Consider the following 24,882-nt stretch of genomic DNA (forward strand, 5'->3'; position numbering starts at 1 on the left):
CTCCCGTCGAGACGGCATCTCCGGAGCGGCTCCGCCGCTCAGATCCATCGTCCGCCCACCGACCCGGCCATCGAGCGCGCGGCTCGCATGGCGGCCTTCGACCACGCGCAGGTGTTGGCGCGCCTCGATGCACAAGCCGCCGCGGGCGCCGCCCTGTCGTCGCGACAACGGACCACCGAGGAACTCATCCAGCTGCAGTCCGCCACCGAGGCGGAAGCGGCCGGCATGATGGCCCGGCTCAAGTCCTCCGGCGACGACGATTTCCACGACGCGCTGCTCACGCTCCGCCAGCACCTGACGCGCACGCTGGCGCATCATCGCCCTGCGTTGGAAGCCCATGCGGCGGCCGCGCAAGCCGCCTTCCACGCGGCGCAAACCGCCACCTTGGCGCACCGTGAGCTGGCCGGACGATTGCATGAACCGGGCTCACCCGTCCCGACCGGACCCGGACGGGCTGAACGGGAACGGATGGCCCTGGAAGCCGATGAAGCGGCGCGGAACGCGGCGTCGCATCGGGATCAATTGCAGGTCGATGCCGATGCCGCCGTCGACGCCGTGCGTCGATCGATCCAGGCACTCACCGTGGAACTCCAGCCGCCCCCGTTGGCGCCGCGAGTGCCCGATCCGGCAATCAAGCCTGGCTTCCTGGATCGACTGCGCCGTCCGTTCGATGCGCTGCGACTGCGTGCCGCAGTGCCGCGCATTGAAGGCGCCATCGGACCGATCAGCCTATCCGGCAGCACCTCGAAGCCTGAGTTCCCGTCCAAACAGCGTGCCCAGGTGTTCCAGCCGACGACAACCGCCGACGATCGAGGCTTGGCGGCGGCCGACCGCCAGGCCGATGCTGCCGCCCGCGGTGCCGTCGTGGGCTTGACGGACCGTTCGAATCTCGCAACGACGAAGGACACCAAGGACAAGGTAGTCGCGGGCAATGCCGGCCTTGCCGTCGACGCCCGGACGGCCTTCAGCAGCGCAGTCGCCTTCGATGCCGAGATTGAGCGGATGTTCCCCGCCGCTTCCACGACGTCGCGACTGGCCATCACCCGGCTCGCCACCACGCTCCTCGATCACCCCAATCCGGACCCGGTCCTGCGCCCCGACGGTCACCGACTGCGCTACGAGCAGGCGCTGCTGATCGCCACAGGGCTGCGCAGCGTCACCGCGGATCCGACGCAGGCCTTGCAGGTCTACCAGCGGCTGCGCCTGGAGACGCCGCCGGCGTTGGACGACTTCACGGTCCGCAGCGCGGATTCGCCCTCGCCGAGCATGGCGGATCTGGGCAGCGGTTCCCGGGACGTCGCACGGATGACCCACCAGGCGCGCCGCGCACTGGCGGCAACGGCGGGCGGCTTCCAGGCGCTGCTCGACCTGCAGGGTCTTGCGCTGCCACCGACCGGTGATCCGCACCGCAGCCGTGGCGAAGAGGCCTTCGAGTTCTACAAGCTCGGACTCCGAGCCGAGGATGCCTTGCTGGCCACCGACCTGGCAGTCGGAGGTTCCCAGTCGATGGCGGACATCCGGGCCGCCCTCGACGCCCATCCTCAACGGGGCAAGCTGCTGGATGCGGCCCGCCTGGGCACCGGCAACGCACGCCGCGAACCCGATGGGCAGCGCGAGGAGGAAGACCCCGCCACCCTCGCCGCCCAGGCCTTCATGTACGCCACGGACAACCTGCGCCGCGCGCCGGGACAGGCCGAGGTGCATCACGACCTCAAACCGGCCTACGTCGCCTTGCGCAACGGCTTCACGAAGAGCGGTCAGGGATCGGACTTCCATCTGATGGCCAAGCGCCTGCGCAAGTTCGTGACCTACATCGATCTCGCCTGCAAGACGCCCGACGGCGGCCTGCCGACGAAGATGCACAAGGCCCGCCTGCCGATACGCGTGCTGCGGCGTTTCGCCGGCAAGGACAAGTCGCCGTTGGAAACCATGCTGAAGGCCGGCCCCATCGAGACGACCGCCACGATCAGGACCCCGCAGGGCGACCTGGACACGCGTCAGGATGCGAAGCGCCTCCAGAAGAGCTTCAATGCCGCCTCGCCGCCCGAGCGGCGCGACATGCTGCGACAGGTGATGGTCGCCGCCACGGGTGGTCGCCCCGGCACCTACAGCGACGGTCGTCGCCATGGCGTCGGCGTGACCGCTGGCTACGGCCTCGTGGACGTCGGCGGTCTGGGCGGCTTGAACGCCGGCAGCATCACACCGGTCGTGGAAGTCAGTGCCGAGCATTCGCGCGCTGCGGTGTTCCGGGCCGGCATCGCTGAGACCGGGTTGCTCTACCTCGGCAGCGAACGCAAGATCAGCGGTTCCGTCGGCGCGGGCGTACGAGCCGGCGTGCAAGCCGGTCCGATCGTGAACGTCTCCGCCCAGGCCATGGCCAGGATCGGCGGCTCGCATCTGGCTTCGCGGGGATTGATGATCCGCACCCGCAAGGCGGGGCGGGAGCACGAGACCCTGCCCGCCGATCAGGCCGCCGCGCTCAAGGCCACCGACTGGAAGCGGATGAATGAACTGGTGATCAATTCGATCTTCGAGATCGCCGGCCAGGACAAGGCCGACCGCCCCGCCCATGGCGGCGCCATGTGGGCGCAGATGGTGGAGAAGCTGGGCGACTTCCGCGACATCTCGTTTGGTTGGAATGAGGGGAAGGCAGTCACCGCGGACGTATCCGTGACCCTCGACGCGACGGCCTCCGCGAAGCTGCCGCTCGGCTTTGCCGCCTCCGCCTCGGCGGGCATCGGCCTGAAGCGCACCCTGTTCGACCGGAAGCGGACGCGGGACGCGGCCGGCACGGCCCGCAGCGTGCAGGCGGAACAAGGATCACGCAGCGCGGCGCGCGCTGGCATGAGCGCAGGTATCAGCCATCCCGCGTTGCCCACATCGTCTGGCCGTAGCGTCGCGTTGTTCGGGCGGCATCGCGTCGGCGTCGAAACGGAGTTGGTGATCCAGGCGCAGAGCAGTCTCGTCCGGCTCGTCACTGAGGACGGGCGGCTCCGTCCGGAGCTGTCGACGCGCGACCGCGAGTTCGGCGTCCGCGACGACTTCATCCGGGCGATGAATGCCCAGCGCGAGCGCTGGGTCGACGCCATGGGCGACCGCGGTCCGGACGGGAAGTCCCGCGGCGGAGAACGGAAGTACGACGACTTCATGCGTCAGCTCGTCAATCTTCCCGCCGCCGGCTCGCGTATCTACCGGTCGCATCAGGCGCTGACGCCGGAGGCCGCGGAGGAGATCAACGCCTGCATGGATCGGCTCGCGGTGCTGCAGCGTCCTCCGCCTTCCGGCACGCCGCAGGATCCGCGCGCCCTGGACCAGGTGCAAGACCTTCAGCGTGAGATTGCTGCCCTTGTGGAAGACCCCGCCCACTGGCAACCGTCGGGTCTGGACGTGGTCCAGTCCATACAGGCGGCGAGCGCCTGGTCCGGCGGCGTTGACACCAGCGTCACGGTGCAGCCTGGCAGCGATCAGCGCAACGGCGCGGAACGCCTGCTCGGCGGCGGCCGCCTGGCTGTCGGCGGCCGGATCCGGACGGCGGTGGGCGGAAAGATCCTGCTCGCGCTGGACGCCGCCCGCCGCCCGGGACCCTCACCCGACAGCGCCAGGCCCCATGAAGCGCGCCTGTCCGCCATGCCGGACTTCTCCGACTCGACGATGCACGACACGATGGCCTTGGCGCACTGAATCGCCCTGCTGCCCCCTGCTGCCCCTGTCGTCCCTAGCCGCCACCCGCACGCGACCCGCGGGACGGCGACGCCCGTCTCCCCTGCCACCGCGCGGAGTTGACGGCTCCCTGTCCCCCTTATCCTGGCATGGCCGCGTCCACGGCGCGACACAATGGCTCAAAGATCGATGGGAAGGGCGGCGCCCGGGCGGGTCCGCGACCTGAGCGTCCAAAGGGGATCCGACGTTGAAAACACTGTGCATCGAAGGCTGGCGGGGGGTGAACCACTCCATCGCGATGGTCAACCAGAACCAGATCCTGGAGATGGTGAAGGACCCGCGGTTCGAGCTGTTCCACAAGGACGCGCCCTTCTTCCTGCCGCACTGGGACAAGAGCAAGCTGGACTCCGGCTTCGCGCCCGAGGAGCGCGCGATCATCGACGGCCTGCCCGATCCCGGCGATCGCGTGATGGACGTGCGCCTGCGCATCGCATCACCGGTGCGTCTGGGGGATCCCGCCGCCGCGCGTCGCAACGCCAGCTTCGTGGTCACTGAATTCGGCCTGTCGGGCAAGAGCTTCGACCCGCCCGAGATGGCCCCGTCCGCGCTGACCCGGGGCGACGACATCGTCATCACCCCCACCTTGTGGTCCAAGGCGCGGGTGGTCGACTACGGCTTCGACCCGGACAAGGTCCACGTCGTGCCGCACGGCTACAAGACCGACGTCTTCTTCCCGATGACCGCCGCCGAGCGCGAACGCGCCCGCGCCGCCATCGGCATGCAGCCGCACGAGACGGTGTTCTGCAACGTGGGCGTCGCGACCTGGAACAAGGGCATCGACCTGCTGCTGCTGGCCTTTGCCGAGCTGCGCCTGCGCGGGCTGCCGGTCCGGCTGATCCTCAAGGACCACCAGGGCCTGTACGGCATCGGCGTGGAGCGCGTCTTCGCGGAACTGGCCTCGCGGGCGCCGAACCTGGCGTCCCCGCTGGTGCGCGACGGCATCTCGGTGCTCTCGACCAGCCTGAACCTGCCGCAGATCCGCTCGCTGTACGCGCTGTCCGACGCCTACGTGTCGCCGTACCGGGCCGAGGGATTCAACCTGCCCGTGCTCGAAGCCATGGGCTGCGGGACCCACGTCATCGTCACCGACGGCGGCGCCACCGACGACTTCGTCCCGCCCGCGCTCAGCCGGCGCATCGCCAGCAAGCCCGGCACGCCGGCCGACCAGCCGCAGGTCAGCGGCCCCTACCGCGTGCCCGAACTGGACGACCTGCTGGCCGCGATGCTGGAAGTGGTGGAACGTCGCTTGCCCGCCCAGGATGTGCGGACGCTGGCCCGCGAAACCCTGGCCCGGGGCTACTCCTGGGGCCAGGTCACCCGGCAGCTGCTGGATCTGTTCTGATCCGCGCCTCGCAGCGAGAGACCGCCATGCCGCTTGCCACCTTCGTCCTCAACAACGCCGAGCTCGGCTTCATCGAACGCCTCGTCGGCCGCCTCGGGCCCGGCAGCCGCGTGCTCGATGTCGTCGTCTCCGCCTGCCGCACGCTGCAGGTGCAGGACTGGACGCCGTGCGATCACCGCCTGTCGCGCGCCGAGGATCATTTCGAAGTCCGGTTTCACCGTCCCGAGAACGCCCAGCAGTTCCGGCTCGACATCCAGCACGACGGCCTGGAAGGGCTCGAAGTCCTGACCGGCCGGGTCCAGCCGCTGGACGACGCGGCGCTGGCCGCCTTCCTGAAGACGCGCACGATCGCCTTCGTCGGCTGCGCCCGCCAATGCGCGGACGCGGTCGGCACGACCGTGCGCCAGCTGGACGCGCTGGGCCGCCTCTTCGGCCGGCACGAGCTGATCGTCTTCGAGAACGACTCCACCGACGGCACCGCCGAGCGCCTGCAGGCGCTGGCCGCGGATTATCCGATCCGGCTGATCCAGGCGCCGGGCCTGGGCCGCCAGCTGACGCAGCGCACCGCGCGCCTGGCCTACGGCCGCAACGCGCTGGCCGAAGCCGCCATCGCCACCGGCGCCGACTACGTCTGCGTCGCCGACATGGACGGCGTGCTGACCGACGCCGAGCCGGGCGCCGCCTCCTTCACCGACGCCTTCCGGCGCGAGGCCTGCTGGGACGCGGTCTTCCCCGTCAATGCGGGCATGTACTACGACATCTGGGCGCTGCGCCATCCGGTGTTGTGCCCGACGGACTTCATGACGCGCGGCACCGTGATGGATGCCTCCCTGGGCCGTCCGCTGGCGGTACATTTCGCTGCGTCGAGCATCCAGATGGATTTCCGCTCGATGCCCGGATGGCTGCCGGTGGAGTCGGCCTTCGGCGGCATGGGGGTGTACAAGCGCGAGGCGCTGGCGCAGGCGCGCTACGTCGGACTGCGGGACGGGCGCGAGATCTGCGAGCACGTGCCGCTGCACGAGCAGATGCGCCGCCAGGGCCGGCGCCTGTACGTCTCCCCCGCCTTCGTCGTCGCTTCCCACGGCCATGCGCCGCAGGCCACGCACAACCTCTGACAACGGAACGTCCCATGAAAGCAGTCATCCTCGCCGGCGGGCTCGGCACCCGGCTCAGCGAAGAGACCACCGTGCGCCCCAAGCCGATGGTCGAGATCGGCGGACGCCCGATCCTCTGGCACATCATGAAGCTGTACTCCCACCACGGCGTCAACGACTTCGTGATCTGCTGCGGGTACAAGGGCTACGTGATCAAGGAGTACTTCGCCAACTACTTCCTGCACATGTCCGACGTCACCTTCGACATGCGCAGCAACCGGATGGAAGTCCACCACAAGCGCGCCGAGCCCTGGAACGTCACGCTGGTGGACACGGGCGACGACTCGCTCACCGGCGGCCGCCTCAAGCGCGTGGCCCGCTACGTGGAGCGCGACGAGTCCTTCTGCTTCACCTACGGCGACGGCGTCGGCGACATCGACATCAGCGCCACGCTCGAGTTCCACAAGCAGCACGGCAAGGCCGCGACGCTGACCGCCACCTACCCGCCGGGCCGCTTCGGCGCGCTGGACATCCAGGGGCAGCAGGTCCGCAGCTTCACCGAGAAGCCCAAGGGCGACGGCGCGATGATCAACGGCGGCTTCTTCGTGCTGACGCCCAAGGTGCTGGACTACATCGACCACGACCAGATCATGTGGGAGCAGGAGCCGTTGCAGGGCCTGGCCGCCGCCGGCGAGCTGATGGCCTACGAGCACCACGGCTTCTGGCAGCCGATGGACACCCTGCGCGACAAGCACCTGCTGGAGGAGCTGTGGACCTCCGGCAAGGCACCGTGGAAGAAGTGGGAATGACAGCAACGGGAATGACGGGACAGACCGATCCGGCCTTCTGGCGCGGCCGCCGCGTCCTGCTGACCGGCCACACCGGCTTCAAGGGCAGTTGGCTGAGCCTGTGGCTCCAGTCGATGGGCGCGACCGTGCGCGGCGTCGCCCTGACCCCGCCGACCGAGCCGGCGCTGTTCGACGTCGCCCGCGTGGCCGAGGGCATGGAGCACCGCGTCGCCGACGTGCGCGACCTGGCCGCGGTCCGCGCCCAGATGGACGAGTTCCAGCCCGAGATCGTGCTGCACATGGCCGCGCAGCCGCTGGTGCGGCTGTCCTATCAGCAGCCGGTCGAGACCTACGCCACCAACGTGATGGGCACGGTGCACGTGCTCGAGGCCGCGCGCCTGGCGGGCTCGGTCAAGGCGGTCGTGAACGTCACGACCGACAAGTGCTACGACAACCGCGAGTGGGTCTGGGGCTACCGCGAAGACGAGCCCATGGGCGGCCATGATCCCTACTCCAACAGCAAGGGCTGCGCGGAGCTGGTCAGCGCCGCCTACCGCAAGTCCTTCCTGCAGGCCGGCGGCATCGCGCTGGCGACGGCGCGCGCCGGCAACGTGATCGGCGGCGGCGACTGGGCGCTGGACCGGCTGATCCCCGACATCCTTCGCGCGCTCCAGGGCGATGAAGCGGTGCTGATCCGAAACCCGCATGCGATCCGGCCGTGGCAGCACGTGCTGGAGCCCCTGTCGGGCTACCTGCTGCTGGCGGAACGCCTGGTCACGCACGGCCAGGCGGACGCCGAGGGCTGGAACTTCGGCCCGCGCGACGAGGACGCCCGTCCGGTGCAGTGGATCGTCGAGCGCCTGTGCGCCGACTGGGGCCGCGGCGCGCGCTGGACGCTGCAACCCGGCGATCATCCGCACGAGGCCAGCTTCCTGAAGCTGGACATCTCCAAGGCCCGGCAGCGCCTGCACTGGGCACCGCGCTGGTCGCTGCAGACCGCGCTGGACCGCATCGTCGTCTGGCACCAGGCTTGGCTGGCGGGCGAGGACATGCGCGCGCTGTGCCTCCGTCAGATCTCCGAGTACCAGGCCGCCGGCGGCGGCCACGATGCCAAGACTTCCTGATTCCACGACTTCCTGATCCCACGACTTCCTGAGCGAGCCATGAGCACCACTCCCGTCAACTTCCAGCCGCAGCTCGACAAGCTCCGCAGCCAGATCGCCGAGCTCGTCCAGCAGTACGCCGACGTCGCGTACGCCCCGAAACCTTTCGTGCCCGGCGAGTCCGTCGTGCCCGTGTCCGGCAAGGTGCTGGGCGCCGGCGAACTGAAGATGATGGTGGACGCCTCGCTCGACGGCTGGCTGACCACCGGCCGCTTCAACGCGATGTTCGAGCAGCGCCTGGCCCAGTTCCTCGGCGTGAAGTACCTGATCACGGTGAACTCGGGCTCGTCGGCCAACCTGGTCGCGTTCTCGACCTTGACCAGTCCCAAGCTGGGCGACCGCGCGATCCAGCAGGGCGACGAGGTCATCGGCGTGGCCGCCGGTTTCCCGACGACGGTCAACCCCATCCTGCAGTTCGGCGCGGTGCCGGTCTTCGTGGACGTGGACCTGGCGACGCACAACATCGACGCGAGCAAGATCGAAGCCGCGATCACGCCCAAGACCAAGGCCATCATGCTGGCCCACAGCCTGGGCAACCCGTTCAACCTGGACGTGGTCACGGCGCTGTGCAAGAAGCACAAGCTCTGGCTGGTCGAGGACTGCTGCGATGCGCTGGGCGCGACGTACAACGGCCAGCTGGTCGGCACCTTCGGCGACATCGGCACGCTGAGCTTCTACCCGGCGCACCACATCACGATGGGCGAAGGCGGCGCGGTCTTCACCAACAACGCCGAGCTCAAGCTGATCGCCGAGTCCTTCCGTGACTGGGGCCGCGACTGCTACTGCCCGCCCGGCAAGGACAACACCTGCGACAAGCGCTTCTGCTGGACCAAGAAGGAACTGGGCGGCGACCTGCCGGACGGCTACGACCACAAGTACACCTACAGCCACCTGGGCTACAACCTGAAGATCTCCGACATGCAGGCCGCCTGCGCGCTGGCGCAGATGGACCGGGTCGAGGAATTCATCGCCAAGCGTCGCGCCAACTTCGCCTACCTGAAGGCCCGCCTGCAGAGCTGCGCCGAGGTGCTGCACCTGCCGGAGGCGACGCCGAATTCGGAGCCGTCGTGGTTCGGCTTCCCGCTGATCCTGAAGGAGAGCGCCGGCGTGAAACGCGCCGACCTGATCAACTTCCTCGAACAGAACAAGATCGGCACGCGGCTGCTCTTCGCCGGCAACCTCACGAAGCAGCCCTACATGGCCGGCCGCAACTTCCGCATCAGCGGCGAGCTGACCAACACCGACGTGGTGATGAACCAGACCTTCTGGCTCGGGACCTTCCCCGCGCTGGGCGAGCCGCAGCTGGACTACATCGCCGACAAGCTCGAAGAGTTCTTCGGCCTGAACTTCTGAGCGCACGCACCGCCGTCGCATCGCCCCTTCAGGAGAACCGCCGCCCATGCGCATCGTGCTGACCGGCCCCACCGGCTTCCTCGGCAGCGCCCTCGCCCGCCGCTGGGCCGCGGACGGTCATGAGCTGCTGCTGCTGGCACGGCCGGGTTCGCGCACGCAGCGCATCGATGCGCTGCTTGGCGAGTCGTCGACCCTATCGTCGAGCGCATCGAGCGCATCGAGCCCATCGACGACGGTCCGACGGATCCGACTGGTCCGTGCCGACGGCATGGAGGCCGCCGCGCAAGCGCTGCGCGACTTCGCGCCGGACGCGGTGGTCCATACCGCCTGCGCCTACGGGCGCGCGGGTGAAACGCCGCTGGATGTGCTCGACGCCAACCTGCGCCTCGGGACCGCGCTGCTGCAGGCCGCCGCCGCAGTGCAAGGCCGGTCGCCGGTGAGTTTCCTGAACACCGGCACGGTGCTCTCGCCGGAGGTCAGCCTCTATGCGCTCAGCAAGACGCAGTTCTCCGCCTGGGGCGCGACACTGGCGGGCCAGCAGCCCGAGCGGCTGCGCTTCATCGACCTGCGGCTGCAGCAGATGTACGGCGCGGGCGACGACCGCTCCAAGTTCACCACGCACGTCATCGAGTCCTGCCGTCGCAACGAGCCCCGCCTGGCGCTGACTGCCGGCGAGCAGCGTCGCGACTTCATCCACATCGACGACGTCGTCGATGCCTACGACCGCGTGCTCGCGGCGCGTGACGGCTTCGCCGCCGCCGACGCCATCGAGGTCGGCTCCGGCGACGCCGTCCGCATGCGCGACTTCGTCGAGCTGACCCGACGCCTCACTGGCGCCGCCACGCAGCTGGACTTCGGCGCCGTGCCCTATCGCGCCCACGAGGCGATGCTCTGCGTCGCGGACACCGCGCGGCTGCGCGGCCTCGGCTGGGTTCCCCGTTTCGACCTGGAGGCCGGCCTGCGCCAGACGCTGGCCGCCTCCTCATCTCCGGACACGCCATGAAACTCCTGATCACCGGCGGCTGCGGCTTCCTCGGCAGCAACCTCGCGGCGCACGCGCTGTCGCAGGGCCTTGAGCTCTGCGTCTTCGACAGCCTCTACCGCCACGGCTCGCAGAGCAACCTGCAATGGCTGCGCGGCCAGGGCGCGTTCGAGTTCGTGCACGGCGACATCCGCAACGCCAACGACGTGTCGCGCGTGATCGCGCGTTTCAAGCCGGACGCGATCTTCCACCTCGCCGGCCAGGTCGCGATGACGACGTCGATCGCCGATCCGCGCATGGACTTCGAGGTCAACGCCATGGGCACGCTCAACGTGCTCGAAGCCGTGCGCGCCCACGTGCCCGAGGCCGTGGTCATCTATTCCTCCACCAACAAGGTCTACGGCGACCTGGAGCAGTACCAGTACCGCGAGACCGACACCCGCTACGTCTGCGCCGAGCAGCCCGACGGCTTCGACGAGCAGACGCCGCTGGACTTCCACTCGCCCTACGGCTGCTCCAAGGGCTCGGCGGACCAGTACCTGCGCGACTACCACCGCATCTTCGGCCTGAAGACGGTCGTGTTCCGCCACTCCTCGATGTACGGCGGCCGCCAGTTCGCGACGGCGGACCAGGGCTGGATCGGCTGGTTCTGCCAGATGGCGGCGCAGGCCCGCGCCGGCACGCTGAAGGCGCCCTTCACCATCTCCGGCAACGGCAAGCAGGTCCGCGACGTGCTGCATGCCGAGGACATGATCTCGCTCTACTTCTCGACGCTGAAACACGCCGACGCCGCGGCCGGCCAGGCCTTCAACATCGGCGGCGGCATCGCCAACAGCCTGTCGCTGCTGGAGCTGTTCCAGCTGCTCGAGACCGAGATCGGCCAGCCGCTGCAATACACGAAGCTGCCGCCGCGCGAGAGCGACCAGCGCGTCTTCGTGGCCGACATCGGCAAGATGGGCCGGCTGAGCGGCTGGGCGCCGAAGGTGAGCGCGCAGGCCGGCGTCTCCAAGATGCTGGCCTGGACGACGGCCATGATGGAGGCGGAGCGGGGATGACCGCCGGGACGACGCACACCATCACCATCAGCAGCGGCCGGAGCTTCCAGGCGCGCGAGGACGAGTCGCTGCTGGACGCCGCGCTGCGCCAGGGCATCACGCTGGACTACAGCTGCCGCACCGGCCGGTGCAGCACCTGCAAGGGCCGCCTGGACGACGGCCACGCGCTGGCCGCGCGCGACGAGACCGGCCTGAGTGCCCAGGAGATCGCCGAGGGCTGGATGCTGACCTGCGTCCGGCAGGCCCGCGGCGATTGCCGCGTCGACATCGAGGACCTGGGCGACCTCTTCATCCCGCCCGCGAAGACCTTGCCCTGCCGGATCCAGTCGCTGGAGAAGCTGGCCGAGGACGTGATGCGCGTCGTGCTGCGGATGCCGCCGGCGACGCCGCTGGCCTTCCTGCCCGGCCAGTACGTCGACGTCATCGGGCCGGGCGGCGTGCGCCGGAGCTATTCGGTGGCCAACGCGCCGCGCGAGGACAAGCTCGTCGAGCTGCACATCCGCGAGGTGCCGGGCGGCGCGATGAGCCGCTACTTGTTCCAGGAGGCCAAGGCCAACGACCTGCTGCGCCTCAACGGACCGCTGGGGACCTTCTTCCTGCGCGACGCCGCAGGGTTGCATCTGGCGCTGCTTGCGACCGGCACCGGCATCGCGCCGGTCAAGGCGATCGTCGAGGGTCTGGCCGGCGCGCCGCCGGAAACACGCCCCGCCTCAGTGACCGTGTACTGGGGCGGCCGTCATGCCGAGGATCTCTACTGGACGCCGCCGGTCGAACTCACCGAGGCCACCGCCTTGCGTTTCGTCCCGGTGCTGTCACGCGCCGGCGAGGTCTGGACGGGCGCGCGCGGTCACGTGCAGGACGCCTTGCTCGCGGACGCGCCCGACCTGTCCACCACCGCGGTCTATGCCTGCGGGTCCGACGCGATGATCCACGCGGCCCGCGCGCGGCTGGTCGGACTGGGGCTGCCGGAGCGGCGCTTCCACTCCGATGCGTTCGTCAGCTCAGGCGCCGCTTGATCGCGGCATGAGCGCCGCATGAGCGCCGCATGAACGCGGCGCCCGCAACTCACAAGCCCTTGACCGTCGCCCGCAGCCACTGACGCGCCAGCGCATAGCCCTCGGGGACGAGGTTGCTCTCGTTGGCCCCGGAGATCGAGTCGTCGTGGGCGAAGAAGAAGGTCAGCGGCTCGTCGACGTAGGTGACGTAGGGGTAGCTCAGCGCGGTCAGCGCGTAGATGAGCCAGTCCACGCCGGCGCCGGTGCGGTTGAAGTCGTAGTCGGGCAGGCCCGGCAGCTCGGTGAGCAGGTTCTTGCGCAGGTCCGCGGTACGCAGCAGCGCGGCGCCCGGCGAGACCGGCGTGAAGTGCTCGATGTAGGTCGTGCTGCGCAGGAAGTACTCGCGGGCGAAGTTCGTCGTGCCGCGGAAGGCGCGGTACTGCGGCACGCCCTTCCACTCCTCCCGGCCGACCAGCGCGTAGGTGTAGACCAGGCCGCACTCGTTGTTGATCAGGTGCGGCAGCGTCCGTTCGACGAATTGCGGGGCGATCAGGTCGTCGCTGAACAGGATCTTGGCGTACGGCGCCGTCGTCTTGTCCGCGCAGGCCAGCCAGTTGCGCACCGGACCGATGTTGGTCTCGTTGCGGAACAGCTTGACCCGCGGGTCACGTGCGGCGATCGCCTCGACGGCGGCATAGGTGCCGTCGGTGCTGCAGTTGTCGACGACGATCACCTCGATGTCGCGGTAGGTCTGCGCGAGCGCGGACTCGACGGCCCGGACCACCAGGGTCTCGCGGTTGTAGACGGGGATCAGGATTGCGACGGTCGCCATGGGTGCTTCTCTCCGCTCCCACGACGCCGGGGAGCCACCTCGTGACTGGACCACATCCGCACGCCGCCGGTACACCGATAAAAGGGGAATTAGCGGGGAACAAAAGGGGACTTCCCCCGCCTCCACGCACGCCGGGGTCGGGTTTCCACCAACCCCGCTTGCCGCCGTCCCCCCGGATGTAGGTGATCGCAGCACACGGGATTCGGCGCGCCTCCAATTGAGAAACGTGCGGATAGCGCCGAAGATCACATTGGGATCGCAACCACGGTCCCGCATCCATCAGGGGGATAACAAATGAACTTCTCAGGCCTCAAGGTCAAGACCAAGCTGTGGGCGGGTTTCGGCGTGATGGCGGTGATCGTCGCCGCCGTGTCCGGCGCGGCGCTGCACTGGCTGAACCAGTCGAGCTCGCGCGTCAACGACTACCTCCACGGCGTCGCTGCCCGCGAACGCATGGTGATCGCGGTGCAGTCCGCGGCGAAGTCGCGTGCCATCGCGGCGCGCAATCTGGTGCTGGTCACCACGCCGGAGGACCGGACCAAGGAACTGGCCGCCGTGACCAAGGCCCATGAAGAGGTGGGCCAGTCGCTCGCGACCTTGAAGTCGCACCTGACCGCCGCGAAAGACGCGACACCCCAGGACCGGACCCTCTTCGACAAGGTCGCGGCGATCGAGGAACAGTACGGCAAGGTCGCGCTGGCCATCGTGGGCCTGGCCAACGACGGCAAGCGCGACGACGCCGTCGCCAAGATGAACGCGGAATGCCGCCCGCTGCTGGCGGCCCTGCTGACCGCGACCGGCGATTTCATCCGCTACGAGGACGAACGCTCCACCGCCGAGACCAAGGAAGCGACCGAGCTGTTCGCCACCGACCGGATGCTGCTGATCACGACGGCGGTCCTGGCGGCTGCGGTGGCCGGCCTGCTGGGCTGGCTGATCAGCCGCGCGGTGACGACGCCGCTGAACCGCGCGATCAAGGTCGCGCAATCGGTGGCCGACGGCGACTTGCGCGACGAGATCCAGGTCGACGGCCGCGATGAGTTGAGCCAGCTGCTGACCGCGCTGAAGGCCATGAGCGGCAACCTGTCGACGATGGTCACCAACGTGCGCCAGGCCGCCGACGGCATCGCCACGGCGTCGACGCAGATCGCCAGCGGCAACCAGGATCTGTCCAGCCGGACGGAGACCCAGGCCAGCGCGCTGCAGGAAACGGCCTCGTCGATGGCGCAGATGACCGAGACGGTGCAGGTTAACGCCGAATCCTCGCGCAAGGCGACCGGCCTGGCCGACGCCGCCGCGCAGGTGGCCGGCCAGGGGGGCGAGGTCGTGCACCGCGTCATGACGACCATGGAGGCCATCACCGGCTCCAGCAAGCGGATCGGCGACATCACCAGCGTGATCGACGGCATCGCGTTCCAGACCAATATCCTGGCGCTGAACGCGGCTGTCGAAGCGGCGCGCGCCGGCGAGCAGGGCCGCGGCTTCGCGGTCGTGGCGAGCGAGGTGCGGGCCCTGGCGCAGCGCAGCGCGCAGGCCGCCAAGGAGATCAAGACGCTGATCTCGGACTCGGTCGAGAAGGTCGACGCCGGCGCCGTGCAGGTGCAGGAGGCCGGCCGCACGATGGACGAGGTGCTGACGCAGGTCCGCAAGGTCACCGACCTGATGGGCGAGATCAGCGCCTCCACCGACCAGCAGACGCACGGCATCGTGCAGGTCAACGAGGCGGTGGCGGCGATCGACCGCGGCACGCAGCAGAACGCGGCGCTGGTCGAGGAAAGCGCCGCCGCGGCCGAGAGTCTGCGTCAGCAGGCGATGGCGCTGACCGAAGCGATCTCGCGGTTCAAGGTGCGGGGCTTGTCGGCCGCATGAACTCCGGCACTGGCCGACACGCGGAAATCCGCGTTAGGCTGTGCCGGCCATGCACGCTCAAGTCACGCTGACCCTCTCGCAGATCCACGAACTGCTGCTCAACGTCGCCACGGTGCGCCCCGTCTTCATCTGGGGGCCGCCTGGCGTCGGCAAGAGTTCCCTCGTGGAGCAGTTCGCCAGTTCATTGGGGCTCGAGTGCGTCTCGCTGCTCGGCTCCCAGCTCGCGCCCGAGGACCTGATCGGCATCCCCAAGATCGAAGGGGCGGTCAGCCGCTTCTATCCGCCGTCGATGATCGTGCGGGATCGCGAGTTCGTGCTGTTCATCGACGAGCTCAACATCGCCTCGCAGGAGATCCAGAAGGCGTTCTACAGCCTGATCCTGGACCAGCGCATCGGCGAGTACCGGCTCCCCAAGGGCTCCGTCATCATCGGCGCCGGCAACCGCGCCCATGACGCCGCCATGGCGCGGCAGATGCCCAGCGCGCTGGTCAACCGCATGGTCCACGTCCACCTGCGCGCCTCGCACCGCGAGTGGCTGCAATGGGCGGAATCCAACGGCATCCATCCCTGGGTCCTGGACTACGTCCGCGCCCGCCCGCACCAGCTGGCCACCGACGTCCCTCCGTCCAAGGAGGAACCGTTCTCCACGCCGCGCAGCTGGCATGCGGTCAGCGACGCGCTGCACGCGTTCGGCGAGGACATCTCGCCCGACCACCTCGACGCCCTGCTCTTCGGGACCCTGACGCGCGACCACGCCATCGGCTTCAAGGCCTTCCTCAAGCAGGTCCGCAACCGCTTCAGCGTCCACAAGATCCTGCGCGGCGAGGAACCCTGGCCGAGCGCCGCCGAGGACCGCGACCTGACCTACTTCCTCGCGCAGAGCCTGCGCGACCTGCTCGTCAAGGAACTCCCGGAACGCGAAGCCCAGCTCGGCCGCGACAGCCGCGAGATGGCGCAATCCGCCAAGTCCGCGCTGAAGACGCTGGCCCGCATCGACGGCGAACTCGCCCAACTGGTGCTGACCGAGGACGACGGCGGCCGGCGCCTGCCGGACTGGTTCGTGCTGGAGATCGCCAAGGAACTGCCGCGGCTGCTGCAGCGCAAGGCCGCCGATGAGCAGCAAGGCTAGCCGCGAGCAGCGCAAGCCCAAGCCGCATGAGGCGGCGCTGGCCCTGCTGAAGAAGCACTACCTGCTGAGCGCGGTGGTCGACCAGGTCGACTTCCACGCCATGTCGCGCTTCGGCGGGCCACTGCCGCCGCGCGCCTATTGCCAGATCGACGGCGGCGCGCGCGTGCGCTTCGACGACACCCAGCCCCTGACGACGAACCAGTGGCTCGGGGTCTTCTCGCTGGCGGCATTGATCGTCGCCATCGGCGGGCTGACGCGCCTGGCGCTGCCGTCGCGCGAGGCCGACATCGCCGCGCAACTCGCCGCGTTGCACTGGTGGCACCAGTTGCGCACCGGCGAATTGCCGGAGGCGATGGCACTGCCCGGCGACCTGCTGCAATGGGGCCGGCAGCCCATCGAGGACATCGCCGCCCGGCTGCGAGATGAGCCGCCGGCGGAGCTGCTGGATCCGGCCTGGACGCTGACCCGCTCGACCCATCCGCTGCTGGTGCCGGCCCCGCGGCGGCGCGTCTATCTCGCCACGTCGCCCGTCGATCACGAACAGCTGTTCGCGCAGGCCCTGGTCGACAACGCCAAGCAGGCGCTGCGCCTGCGCCACGAGGCCGATCACCCCGCGCGCGCCGGCAGCGATCCGAACAGCAACGCGGCCCAGGCGCGTCGGTGGCTGATCACGCACATGCCGCTGCTGGGCTCCCTGCTCACGCACTTCGAACTGGTCGAGGACGCCGAGGTCTGCGAACGCCTGCACATCAGCATCGCGGCGATCCAGGTCGGTACCGGCGAGATCTACATCAACCCGCGTCGCCGACTCGGCCTGGAGCAGAGCAAGTTCGTCGTCGCGCACGAGATCCTGCATGCGGGCCTGAACCATTCCAGCCGGCGTCAGGGTCGCGACGCCTACCTCTGGAACGTGGCCTGCGACTTCGTCATCAACGACTGGCTGGTCGGCCTGAACGTCGGCATCCCGCCCGAGGGCGGCCTGCTCTTCGACGAGCAGTTCCGAGGCCTGCCCGCCGAGGACATCTACCCGAAGCTGGCCGCCGACCTGCGCATCCGCCGGCGTCTGTCGACCTTCCGCGGCGACGATTGCGACATGCTCGATGAAGGCAGCAGCCGCTTCTTCACCGACGGCGAGGAGTTCTGCCGCCGCGCATTGCTGCAGGGCCTGGACTTCCACCAGGCGAGCAACCGCGGCACGCTGCCGGCGGGCCTGGTCGAAGCGATCCGGACGCTGAACCAGCCGGCCATCCCCTGGCAGGCGAAGCTGGCCGAGTGGATCCAGGAGCGCTTCCCGCTCGCCGAGCGGCGCCGGAGCTGGGCGCGCCCGTCGCGCCGCCAGTCGGCGACGCCCGAGTCGCCCCGTCCGCGCTTCGTCGAGCCCGAGGACGACCGGGCCACGCGCACCTATGGCGTCATCGTCGACACCAGCGGCTCGATGGGCCGCGAGGACCTGGGCAAGGCACTGGGCGCGGTGGTGGCCTACTCGCAGGCACAGGGCGTGCGGCAGGTGCGGCTCGTCTACTGCGACGCGCAGCCCTACGACGAGGGCTTCATCGAGATCGACGCGCTGGCCTCCCGCGTGCGGGTCCGGGGTCGTGGCGGCACCGTGCTGCAGCCGGCGGTGGACCTGCTGCTGACCCGGCGCGATTTCCCCAAGGACTGTCCGATCCTGATCATCACGGACGGCGGCTGCGAGCCAGAACTGCGCGTCCAGCGGGATCACGCCTTCCTGGTGAGTCCGGGCATGAGGTTGCCCTTCTCGACCGCCAAACCGGTATTCACGATGCGCTAAGGGCTCGCAAAAAGTCGGTGCCGCAACGTTCGTCGGATGGCGAACCGCTGAGGCTTTGAAAAACCGATACCAAGCGCGAGCGGACTCCCGTTTTTCGTTTTCAACGCCGAACAATCTTGTGCAGATCCGTTGTTCGTGCGATCGCCGGACGCACGCGCCGAAACTTGTTGCAACCGCCTTTGAACCTGTTGCGATGCAGCATAGAGTCTGCCGGTGTTCAGTCCACTCGTGAGGTCCAGCATGAGTTCGATCGCCATGACGGTGTTCCTCGACTCCTCGCCCGGGGAGCTCGTCGACCTGCCGCACGCCGGGTCCGCCCTGGAGCACCCGCTCGTCTTCGACAGCGCCGCGCGCGAGATCAAGAAGCTCGCCGCCGACGGCCGGGCCGAGGTCGTCGCGCAACGCGTGAGCACCGTCGGCGACGACGCGCTCATCGAGGAGCTGCGCTTCCGGCGCATCACCTGACCCTTCGCCAGGCAACGCGACCTTCGTCGCGCGGGGCGGCCTCACAGCCGCTGCGGCTGCGGCTGCGGCTGCGGCTGCGCTGACGCTGATGCCGACGCGTCAGGGCGCGGGCGTGCTCGCAGCCAGATCCGCCTGCATGCGCGCGCGCATCTCCGCGATGCGGCGCCGTTTCTCTTCGCCCTTCGCAAGCTGCTCCGGCGGCACGCCCATCGCGCGACCCTGCTCGATCTGCTGATCGAGCCGCGGGATCTCGCGATCGGCGGCATCGACGAAGGCGCGCTGCACCGCCTGGTGCCTGTCCTGCTCGCGTCGCGCGTAGGCCTGATGGTTGTCGAGTTGCCAGGCCGGCGTGGCGGCCTCTTCCTTGGCCCGCTCGAACGGAGGCGCGCGATCGTCTCCGGCGACCCGGGCGTCCGCGAGGCTCCATGCCGCCGGAACCTCGATGCCTGCTGAAGATGCCGGTGCCGGAGCCGACGCGGCACTCGCGGCGCTCACCGGCAAAATGCCGGCATCGGGCACCGGCGCCGGCGCCGGCACCGGCACCGGCACCGCGCCCCCGCCGTCCCCCGTCCGGCTAGCCGCCGAGGCAGACGTCGAAGCCCAGGCGGCATGGGGCGAGGTCCGTGACTCGGGATCTGCATGGTTGAGGCCAAAGGGGCCATCGACAACGATCCAGGCGACCGCGACGACTGCCAGCGCGATCGCCGCTCCGACGTCAATGCGCATGACCGTGCTCCCCGCTTGCAGGCATCGGGCGCTGCGGTTCGAAAGGTGTCGCCGGTGGCGTCAACCCTGGCGCCCAGCGCAAGCCCGCGGACGTCAGCAGCTCGACCTGCCGCTGCTGCCAGCGCGCTTCCAGCTTCTCCAGGGCCACGGCCTGCCGTGCTTCATGCCGGACCGTCTCGCTGTCGACGGGATGATGGCCCCGCTTCACCGAGAGGGCCTGCACCCGCTCCCAGCCGTTCCCGTCCGGATGCCGGATCGGCGGCGAAGCCTGGCCCGCGGGCCAGGCCTGCAGCAGATCGAGTATCCAGGCGTCGACTTCCGCGGAGGGTCTGGCATCGCCGAGTCGCCACGCGACCCGCGTCACGCCGCGTCGCCCCGTCAGATCTGCCCCTTGCGCCTCGTCGGCGCAGCCTGCGCGATCGCAGCGCAGGCGCAGGCCCTCGACGGACTCCAGGCGCTCGAAACGGTCCAGATGGGCGCGGTAGTACGCGGCGATCTCCTCCGGGGTCACCGCCGCCGCCAACGCGTCCCGAGGCGGCGCGTCCCCATGCGGATCGCCGGTCAGGCCCGACCAGCGCTGCCAGGCGAGCTTGCGCTGCCGGGCCTCGATGACCCGGCGGACGAAGTCGAGCTCGGCCTCGCTCCAGCCGCTGTCGCGATGCAGCCAGGACTCGACGAAGCGTTCCCGCAGAAGCTGCCTCGCCTGGGCCTGGGCAAAGTCGAGGTCGCCGGCACGCAGGAGTCGGCGTCCTTGCACGTTCTGCAAGGGCCAGACATCGGCCAGCGTGATCGCACCGGCCGGTCCGCCGCCGAAGCCGCGATGCCGCAGCAGCACGAGGCGTGCCGCGCCAGCGCGCTGAGCCTCGTCGAGGTCCTCGTTCATCCGCAGACGGTCGCCCTGCCCGGTCGACCACAGCGCCTGCCACGCGCGGAGGTCGACCGCCGACGGCAACGCCGGCGCCGCCGCCTGCCAGTCGCGCTCGATCCGCTCGGGCCAGACCTGCTGCAAGGTCGCGAGCCATTGACGTCGCACGTCGACCTCCGGCGCGAAGGCCACGCGCCGGCTCGCGAACAGCGCCGCGTCGCCGACCTCGCGCGACGCGGCGTCGCCCATCAACAGGTCGATCGCCAGATGCTGCGCCAGTTCCTGCAGCGTCAGGTCCGGCTGCTCGCGGCGGGCGAGCATCAGCAGCGCCTGCGTCGGACGACGCGGGATCGTCTCGTCGCCGAGACGCGCGACCCAGGTCGATGCGGCACGCGCATCGACCGACGTCGCCGCGACGCCGCTGCCCATCGGCAGCAGCGTCGTGCCGCAGAGAAGCGCCAGCACCGCCACGGTCGCCGCCGTGGGGAGCGAGGCTCGCGCGCTCACAGCCGCTCGGCCGCGCGATTCAACAGATGGACCACCATGGCGATCGCGTGCGGCACGACGACGCGCCCCACGTCGCGGCGGACCGCGTGATCGGTCGTCGACAGCACCTGCCCGCCGCGGCTGTACGAGATCTGGCCGCCCTGACGCAGCAGCGGCCGGATGTCGCCGGCGGTCGCGGCCAGCGGCGTGTAGCTGCCCAGCGCCGTGGTGACGAGCGCATCCGCGTTCAGCGTCTCGCTGTCGTAGTAGTCCTTGACCCAGGTCTCCCAGCCGGAGTGGTTCAACGCGGACGTGGTCCAGGTGTGATGCGGCTGAAGCAGATCGGTGGTGTGCATCACGAAGCCCAGGCTCTGCACCGTGGGCCGTGCCAGGAACTGCGACCACCAGTACTGGCCGAGGTTGTCGATCGGCTGGAACGGCGCCTTCTCGAAGTCCGCGTACATCGACGCGCTGGAGCTGCCGCCCTGGCGGTAGTTGGCTTCGGTCAGGCCGTACGAGTTGTACTTGCTGCCGTCGCTGAACCAGCCCTTCATGCCGCCCTTGCCGTCGTCGAGGTGGTCGCCGACCAGCCACGCGGCGGCGAGGTCGTCGATGTCGCCCTTCACCGTGAGCTTGGCGTAGTTGTAGCCGCCGAAGGGATTGCCGTGGACGTCCGGCCCTTGCGTGCGGTTCTGGAAATGCCAGTAGGACGTGTAGTTGACGATGCCCGACCCCAGTCCCCAGACCGGCGCCAGCACGCAGTCGCCGGTCACGGCGCCGCAGAGGTAGGTGTCGGCGAAATCGTCGACGTCATACGCGCCCTGCCCCAGCTGCTCGGCGAACTGGTCGATCGTGTAGCCGGCGCGTGTCACGCCGGCCAGCAGCTTGGCGTAGTTGGTGGTGTCCGCATGCCGCTGCATGTAGCGGACCGCATCGCTGGCGATGCGCTTGTGGGTTTCCTGGGCGAAGGCGTTGGCCTCAGTCTGGTGGACGAGGCCCGCCGCCACGGCGGTCAGAAGCAGGATGGATCGCATCGAAGTCTCTCTGATGGTCCCGAATACCGCGTGCTTTCCGCACGTCGAAATATGGAAACCGATGTTCGAGCAAACGCATGACGATCCGGTGAAGAAATCGTGCAGCGCCGGGGTTCTCCCTGTCCCCCGGCGCCGGGACGCCGACCGCGCCGCGGTCGACCGTCACGGGGTCAGGACTTGCCCCTGCCGCTCCCTGCGGCCCGCGCGGCCTCGAAACGGCGCGCCACCTCGTCCCAGTTCACGACGTTGTAGAACGCTGCGATGTAGTCGGGCCGACGGTTCTGGTACTGCAGGTAGTAGGCGTGTTCCCACACGTCCAGGCCGAGGATGGGCGTGCCACCGGAGCCGATGCCGACCATCAGCGGGCTGTCCTGGTTGGCGCTGCTTTCAACACCGAGCTTGCCGTCCGCATCCACCGTCAGCCAGGCCCAGCCGCTGCCGAAGCGCGTCAGCGCGGCCTTGGTGAACTTGTCCTTGAAGGCATCGAGGCCGCCGAGGTCGGCGTCGATCGCCTTGGCGAGGTCCGCCGTCGGCGCGCCGCCGCCGCCTTTGCCGGCCGGCGCCATCACGGTCCAGAACAGGCTGTGGTTGGCGTGTCCGCCGCCGTTGTTGCGCACCGTGCCTCGGATGTTCTCCGGCAGCGCATCGATCTGGACGATCAGGGTCTCGACCGGCGTGTCGGCGAAGGCCGTGCCCTCGACCGCGGCGTTCAGGTTGTTGACGTAGGCCTGGTGGTGCCTGGTGTGATGGATCTCCATCGTGCGCGCGTCGAGGTGGGGTTCGAGCGCGTCGACGGCATACGGCAGCGGCGGCAGGACATGAGGCATGGTGAGACTCCGGAGGAGCCCGTCGCGTCGTGCTGCCGGGAGGGTCGCTGGTGCGGGGCGGTTGAAGGATGGGAATCCCATTCTTGTCGCTCCGCGCGCCGCGCTCAAGTCGCAGGCTCAGAAGACCCGTCCCCCTCGGGGTCATGCCGTCGTGTCAGGTCTTGCCTGGTTTCCCCATGAGCTTGCCGACGGCCTTGTCGACGGCCTGCTTGGGCGGCTTGACCGCTGGCCGCGCGTTGCGCACTCGGTTGGCCAGGAACACTTCGCCGATGTCCAGCGTGCTCTCGTGGCCGACGTGCTTCGCGCAGGTGGACAGCCAACCCTCGGCCGCCGCGCGACCGAGGCTGAACAGCGTCGTCAGCAGCCGCGGATCGGTGTTGAGCTTGCTGGACGCGCCGAACTGCGCCAGCCCGCCCTCATCGGCCACGCGGTGCAGCCGCATCTGCTTGTAGCGCGTGGGATCGACGCGCTGGTCGCGCAGCAGCCGCTGAACGAAGTGGATCGCCCGCAACTCGGCCACCAGGCTGGCGTTGAAGGTGATCTCGTTGATGCGATCGTCGATCTCGGTGGACGTGCGCGGGATGCCGTCATGCTGACGCGGATTGATCTGGACCAGCAGCACGTCGTCGGACTCGGTGCCGTAGACCAGCGGCCACAGCGCCGGGTTGCCCGAGTAGCCGCCGTCCCAGAACGGCTCACCGTCGATGACGACCGTCTGCGCGCTGTGCGGCAGGCAGGCCGACGCCATCAGCGCCTCGATGCTCAGGTCGTCGCCGCTGAACACGCGCGGCTGGCCCGTGCGCACCGAGGTCGCGGTGACGAAGACCTTGACCGGCCCGGTGTGCACGGCGTCGATGTCGACATGGCGACGCACGATGTCGCGCAACGGATCGAGGTTGAACGGGTTGAGCTGATACGGGCTCCACAGCCGCAGCCAGGCATCCCAGGCGGCCATCCCCGGCCACGCGCTGCGGTTGAAGACCCAGGCGGGCGTCTCGAGCCGCGTGGTGTCCGCCAGGCCCTTCATCTCGCCCACGACGCCGAAACAGGCCGGCACACCGGAGACGTCCTGCCAGAAGCGCGACAGCGCCTGCCGCGCGCCCAGTGCGCCGCCTTGCGCGAAGCCGGTCGCCATGACCGCCGCGTTCATCGCGCCAGCGCTGGTGCCGGAGACGCCGTCGATGCGCAGCGAGCCGTCCTCGAGCAGCCGGTCCAGCACGCCCCAGGTGAAGGCGCCGTGGGAGCCGCCGCCCTGCAGGGCAAGGTCGATCGGTCGGGGCGATGTCGGCATGGCGTGAAAGCGCGAGGGACTAGCCTCGCGAGACAGCGGTGGAATCCGCAGCCTAGCCTACCTCGGCGGCGCGTCGTTCGGCAGCCAACGCTTGTAGATCGCCTGGAACGTCCCGTCGCGCTTCATCTCGTTGAGCTGCGACTGCCACGCGTGGATCGTTCCCATCGGCGTGCTGCGCGAGAACGCGATGTAGCCCTCGCTCGCGGCGAAGCTGAAGACCTCTTCCAGCGCTCCCTTGGCCACGCCGGCCTGCACCAGCGTCTGCGGCATGGACAGCTTCTCCGCCGCGAACAGCGGCGCCCGCCCGGCAGCCAGCATGCGCACGCCCTGGATGGGGTCGCTGATCTGCTGCAGGTTGTGGAAGCCCGCGGACTGGAGCTGCGTCAGCGTGTACCAGTCCCGCACGACCAGCACCTTGGCCGCGCGCTTCGCTTCGGCCAACGAGCGCAGCCGGATGCCACTGCCGGCCTTGGCGTAGAAGGTGCTCTGGAAGGTGACGATGGGGCCGACCCACTGGAAGAGCTTCTCGCGCTCGGGGATGCGCGCCATCGAGAACAGCGCCGCCGGCGGACCGTCCTGCGCTTCGCGGAAGGCGCGGGCCCAGGGCATGAACTCGATCGGCAGCGACTGGCCGAGCCGCTTCTGGATCGCCTGCACGATGTCGACCGAGAGCCCGCGCGGCTGGCCGGCCTCGGTGAAGTTGATCGGCGGGAACTCCTCGCTGAGCAGGCGCAACGATGCGGCCGGCGCACCGCCGGACGAGGCAGTGGCGGGGAACGCCGAGAGCGGCGTGGGCGGTGTCGACGCCGGCCCCGGCACTGAGGCCGGGGGCGGCAAGGTGGCGTGACCGGCGGCTCGTGCGCCGCTCAGCCAGGCCAGACCCGCCAGGGTCAGGTGTCGTCGATGCATCCGCGTATCAGGTGAGGCTGTCGAACCATGATAGGCGGCGGTAACGAAACGTGTTCTCCGCAGCGGGGAGAAAGCGACACGGCCGCTGCGCATTCGTGCGCAGACGCGGACGGGGAAAACACCGAGCCGCGCTGTCGCACGCGCGTCATGCGCTCACGTCATGCG

20 protein-coding genes are annotated in these 24,882 nt (G+C 69.4%); 13 read left to right on the plus strand and 7 right to left on the minus strand.

What is annotated here, in order from left to right:
* Window positions 1-87 precede the first annotated feature (87 nt).
* The 9 genes from ABE85_RS08490 to ABE85_RS08530 all read left to right on the plus strand — a co-directional run bounded on the left by ABE85_RS08490 (window position 88) and on the right by ABE85_RS08530 (window position 12,513).
* A complete protein-coding gene (locus tag ABE85_RS08490) occupies window positions 88-3,681 on the plus strand; it encodes a hypothetical protein (protein ID WP_067272614.1) in 3,594 nt (1,197 codons plus the stop codon).
* A 259-nt stretch (window positions 3,682-3,940) separates the two neighbouring features.
* Window positions 3,941-5,062: a glycosyltransferase family 4 protein gene (locus tag ABE85_RS08495; protein WP_067272617.1), complete on the plus strand. Its 1,122-nt coding sequence runs from the start codon at window positions 3,941-3,943 to the stop codon at window positions 5,060-5,062.
* Between the two features lie 26 nt (window positions 5,063-5,088).
* The gene (locus tag ABE85_RS08500; RefSeq protein WP_067272620.1) at window positions 5,089-6,177 is read left to right on the plus strand and encodes a glycosyltransferase family 2 protein; all 1,089 of its coding nucleotides are present in this window, start codon (window positions 5,089-5,091) and stop codon (window positions 6,175-6,177) included.
* Between the two features lie 14 nt (window positions 6,178-6,191).
* A complete protein-coding gene (gene rfbF, locus ABE85_RS08505; protein ID WP_067272622.1) occupies window positions 6,192-6,965 on the plus strand; it encodes a glucose-1-phosphate cytidylyltransferase in 774 nt (257 codons plus the stop codon).
* Complete coding sequence (gene rfbG / locus ABE85_RS08510) at window positions 6,962-8,068, plus strand: CDP-glucose 4,6-dehydratase (protein ID WP_231993261.1); 1,107 nt, start codon at window positions 6,962-6,964, stop codon at window positions 8,066-8,068. The genes rfbF and rfbG overlap by 4 nt, the downstream gene beginning before the upstream one ends.
* A 39-nt stretch (window positions 8,069-8,107) precedes the next feature.
* Window positions 8,108-9,460, plus strand: coding sequence for a lipopolysaccharide biosynthesis protein RfbH (gene rfbH, locus ABE85_RS08515; RefSeq protein WP_067272627.1), 1,353 nt, complete (start codon window positions 8,108-8,110; stop codon window positions 9,458-9,460).
* 46 nt (window positions 9,461-9,506) lie between these two features.
* Window positions 9,507-10,463 carry an NAD(P)-dependent oxidoreductase gene (locus tag ABE85_RS08520; RefSeq protein WP_067272630.1) on the plus strand — a complete coding sequence of 319 codons (957 nt, stop codon included), beginning with the start codon at window positions 9,507-9,509 and terminating at the stop codon, window positions 10,461-10,463.
* Window positions 10,460-11,497, plus strand: a complete 1,038-nt coding sequence (locus ABE85_RS08525; protein WP_067272633.1) for a GDP-mannose 4,6-dehydratase — start codon at window positions 10,460-10,462, stop codon at window positions 11,495-11,497. Before ABE85_RS08520 ends, ABE85_RS08525 begins: the two co-directional genes overlap by 4 nt.
* Window positions 11,494-12,513 carry a 2Fe-2S iron-sulfur cluster-binding protein gene (locus ABE85_RS08530; protein WP_067272636.1) on the plus strand — a complete coding sequence of 340 codons (1,020 nt, stop codon included), beginning with the start codon at window positions 11,494-11,496 and terminating at the stop codon, window positions 12,511-12,513. The genes ABE85_RS08525 and ABE85_RS08530 overlap by 4 nt, the downstream gene beginning before the upstream one ends.
* A 49-nt stretch (window positions 12,514-12,562) precedes the next feature.
* Here the strand turns inward: ABE85_RS08530 and ABE85_RS08535 are convergent, their stop codons facing one another.
* Window positions 12,563-13,324 carry a glycosyltransferase family 2 protein gene (locus ABE85_RS08535; RefSeq protein ID WP_067272638.1) on the minus strand — a complete coding sequence of 254 codons (762 nt, stop codon included), beginning with the start codon at window positions 13,322-13,324 and terminating at the stop codon, window positions 12,563-12,565.
* 294 nt (window positions 13,325-13,618) lie between these two features.
* On the opposite strand from ABE85_RS08535, the gene ABE85_RS28735 reads away from it, so the two are divergent.
* From ABE85_RS28735 to ABE85_RS08555, 4 genes are all read left to right on the plus strand, one after another.
* Window positions 13,619-15,193 carry a methyl-accepting chemotaxis protein gene (locus ABE85_RS28735; protein WP_067272642.1) on the plus strand — a complete coding sequence of 525 codons (1,575 nt, stop codon included), beginning with the start codon at window positions 13,619-13,621 and terminating at the stop codon, window positions 15,191-15,193.
* A 49-nt stretch (window positions 15,194-15,242) separates the two neighbouring features.
* Window positions 15,243-16,322, plus strand: coding sequence for an AAA family ATPase (locus ABE85_RS08545; RefSeq protein WP_067272645.1), 1,080 nt, complete (start codon window positions 15,243-15,245; stop codon window positions 16,320-16,322).
* On the plus strand, window positions 16,306-18,114 hold the full coding sequence (locus ABE85_RS08550) for a DUF2201 family putative metallopeptidase (protein WP_067272648.1): 1,809 nt from the start codon (window positions 16,306-16,308) through the stop codon (window positions 18,112-18,114). Before ABE85_RS08545 ends, ABE85_RS08550 begins: the two co-directional genes overlap by 17 nt.
* A gap of 240 nt (window positions 18,115-18,354) precedes the next feature.
* Window positions 18,355-18,579, plus strand: a complete 225-nt coding sequence (locus ABE85_RS08555) for a hypothetical protein (RefSeq protein WP_157522104.1) — start codon at window positions 18,355-18,357, stop codon at window positions 18,577-18,579.
* Window positions 18,580-18,678: 99 nt separating this feature from the next.
* Here the strand turns inward: ABE85_RS08555 and ABE85_RS27450 are convergent, their stop codons facing one another.
* The 6 genes from ABE85_RS27450 to ABE85_RS08585 form a co-directional block, all read right to left on the minus strand.
* A complete protein-coding gene (locus ABE85_RS27450; RefSeq protein ID WP_067272652.1) occupies window positions 18,679-19,305 on the minus strand; it encodes a hypothetical protein in 627 nt (208 codons plus the stop codon).
* Window positions 19,295-20,677: a peptidylprolyl isomerase gene (locus ABE85_RS08565; RefSeq protein ID WP_067272655.1), complete on the minus strand. Its 1,383-nt coding sequence runs from the start codon at window positions 20,675-20,677 to the stop codon at window positions 19,295-19,297. The genes ABE85_RS27450 and ABE85_RS08565 overlap by 11 nt, the downstream gene beginning before the upstream one ends.
* A complete protein-coding gene (locus tag ABE85_RS08570) occupies window positions 20,674-21,690 on the minus strand; it encodes a phospholipase (protein ID WP_067272658.1) in 1,017 nt (338 codons plus the stop codon). Before ABE85_RS08570 ends, ABE85_RS08565 begins: the two co-directional genes overlap by 4 nt.
* Before the next feature lie 170 nt (window positions 21,691-21,860).
* On the minus strand, window positions 21,861-22,517 hold the full coding sequence (locus tag ABE85_RS08575) for a superoxide dismutase (protein WP_067272661.1): 657 nt from the start codon (window positions 22,515-22,517) through the stop codon (window positions 21,861-21,863).
* Window positions 22,518-22,671: 154 nt separating this feature from the next.
* Window positions 22,672-23,808 carry a patatin-like phospholipase family protein gene (locus ABE85_RS08580; protein WP_067272664.1) on the minus strand — a complete coding sequence of 379 codons (1,137 nt, stop codon included), beginning with the start codon at window positions 23,806-23,808 and terminating at the stop codon, window positions 22,672-22,674.
* 57 nt (window positions 23,809-23,865) lie between these two features.
* Window positions 23,866-24,717 carry an ABC transporter substrate-binding protein gene (locus ABE85_RS08585; RefSeq protein WP_197507264.1) on the minus strand — a complete coding sequence of 284 codons (852 nt, stop codon included), beginning with the start codon at window positions 24,715-24,717 and terminating at the stop codon, window positions 23,866-23,868.
* Between the last annotated feature and the right edge of the window lie 165 nt (window positions 24,718-24,882).

Origin of the sequence: Mitsuaria sp. 7 (assembly GCF_001653795.1) — a bacterium.
Taxonomy (GTDB): Bacteria; Pseudomonadota; Gammaproteobacteria; order Burkholderiales; family Burkholderiaceae_C; genus Roseateles.

Bases quoted from the DNA above. Each gene is read 5' to 3' on its own strand.
- ABE85_RS08490 (WP_067272614.1), top strand. From the start codon at position 88: ATGGCGGCCTTCGACCACGCGCAGGTGTTGGCGCGCCTCGATGCACAA.
- ABE85_RS08500 (WP_067272620.1), top strand. From the start codon at position 5,089: ATGCCGCTTGCCACCTTCGTCCTCAACAACGCCGAGCTCGGCTTCATC.
- rfbF (WP_067272622.1), top strand. From the start codon at position 6,192: ATGAAAGCAGTCATCCTCGCCGGCGGGCTCGGCACCCGGCTCAGCGAA.
- rfbG (WP_231993261.1), top strand. From the start codon at position 6,962: ATGACAGCAACGGGAATGACGGGACAGACCGATCCGGCCTTCTGGCGC.
- rfbH (WP_067272627.1), top strand. From the start codon at position 8,108: ATGAGCACCACTCCCGTCAACTTCCAGCCGCAGCTCGACAAGCTCCGC.
- ABE85_RS08520 (WP_067272630.1), top strand. From the start codon at position 9,507: ATGCGCATCGTGCTGACCGGCCCCACCGGCTTCCTCGGCAGCGCCCTC.
- ABE85_RS08525 (WP_067272633.1), top strand. From the start codon at position 10,460: ATGAAACTCCTGATCACCGGCGGCTGCGGCTTCCTCGGCAGCAACCTC.
- ABE85_RS08530 (WP_067272636.1), top strand. From the start codon at position 11,494: ATGACCGCCGGGACGACGCACACCATCACCATCAGCAGCGGCCGGAGC.
- ABE85_RS08535 (WP_067272638.1), bottom strand. From the start codon at position 13,324: ATGGCGACCGTCGCAATCCTGATCCCCGTCTACAACCGCGAGACCCTG.
- ABE85_RS28735 (WP_067272642.1), top strand. From the start codon at position 13,619: ATGAACTTCTCAGGCCTCAAGGTCAAGACCAAGCTGTGGGCGGGTTTC.
- ABE85_RS08545 (WP_067272645.1), top strand. From the start codon at position 15,243: ATGCACGCTCAAGTCACGCTGACCCTCTCGCAGATCCACGAACTGCTG.
- ABE85_RS08550 (WP_067272648.1), top strand. From the start codon at position 16,306: ATGAGCAGCAAGGCTAGCCGCGAGCAGCGCAAGCCCAAGCCGCATGAG.
- ABE85_RS08555 (WP_157522104.1), top strand. From the start codon at position 18,355: ATGAGTTCGATCGCCATGACGGTGTTCCTCGACTCCTCGCCCGGGGAG.
- ABE85_RS27450 (WP_067272652.1), bottom strand. From the start codon at position 19,305: ATGCGCATTGACGTCGGAGCGGCGATCGCGCTGGCAGTCGTCGCGGTC.
- ABE85_RS08570 (WP_067272658.1), bottom strand. From the start codon at position 21,690: ATGCGATCCATCCTGCTTCTGACCGCCGTGGCGGCGGGCCTCGTCCAC.
- ABE85_RS08575 (WP_067272661.1), bottom strand. From the start codon at position 22,517: ATGCCTCATGTCCTGCCGCCGCTGCCGTATGCCGTCGACGCGCTCGAA.
- ABE85_RS08580 (WP_067272664.1), bottom strand. From the start codon at position 23,808: ATGCCGACATCGCCCCGACCGATCGACCTTGCCCTGCAGGGCGGCGGC.
- ABE85_RS08585 (WP_197507264.1), bottom strand. From the start codon at position 24,717: ATGCATCGACGACACCTGACCCTGGCGGGTCTGGCCTGGCTGAGCGGC.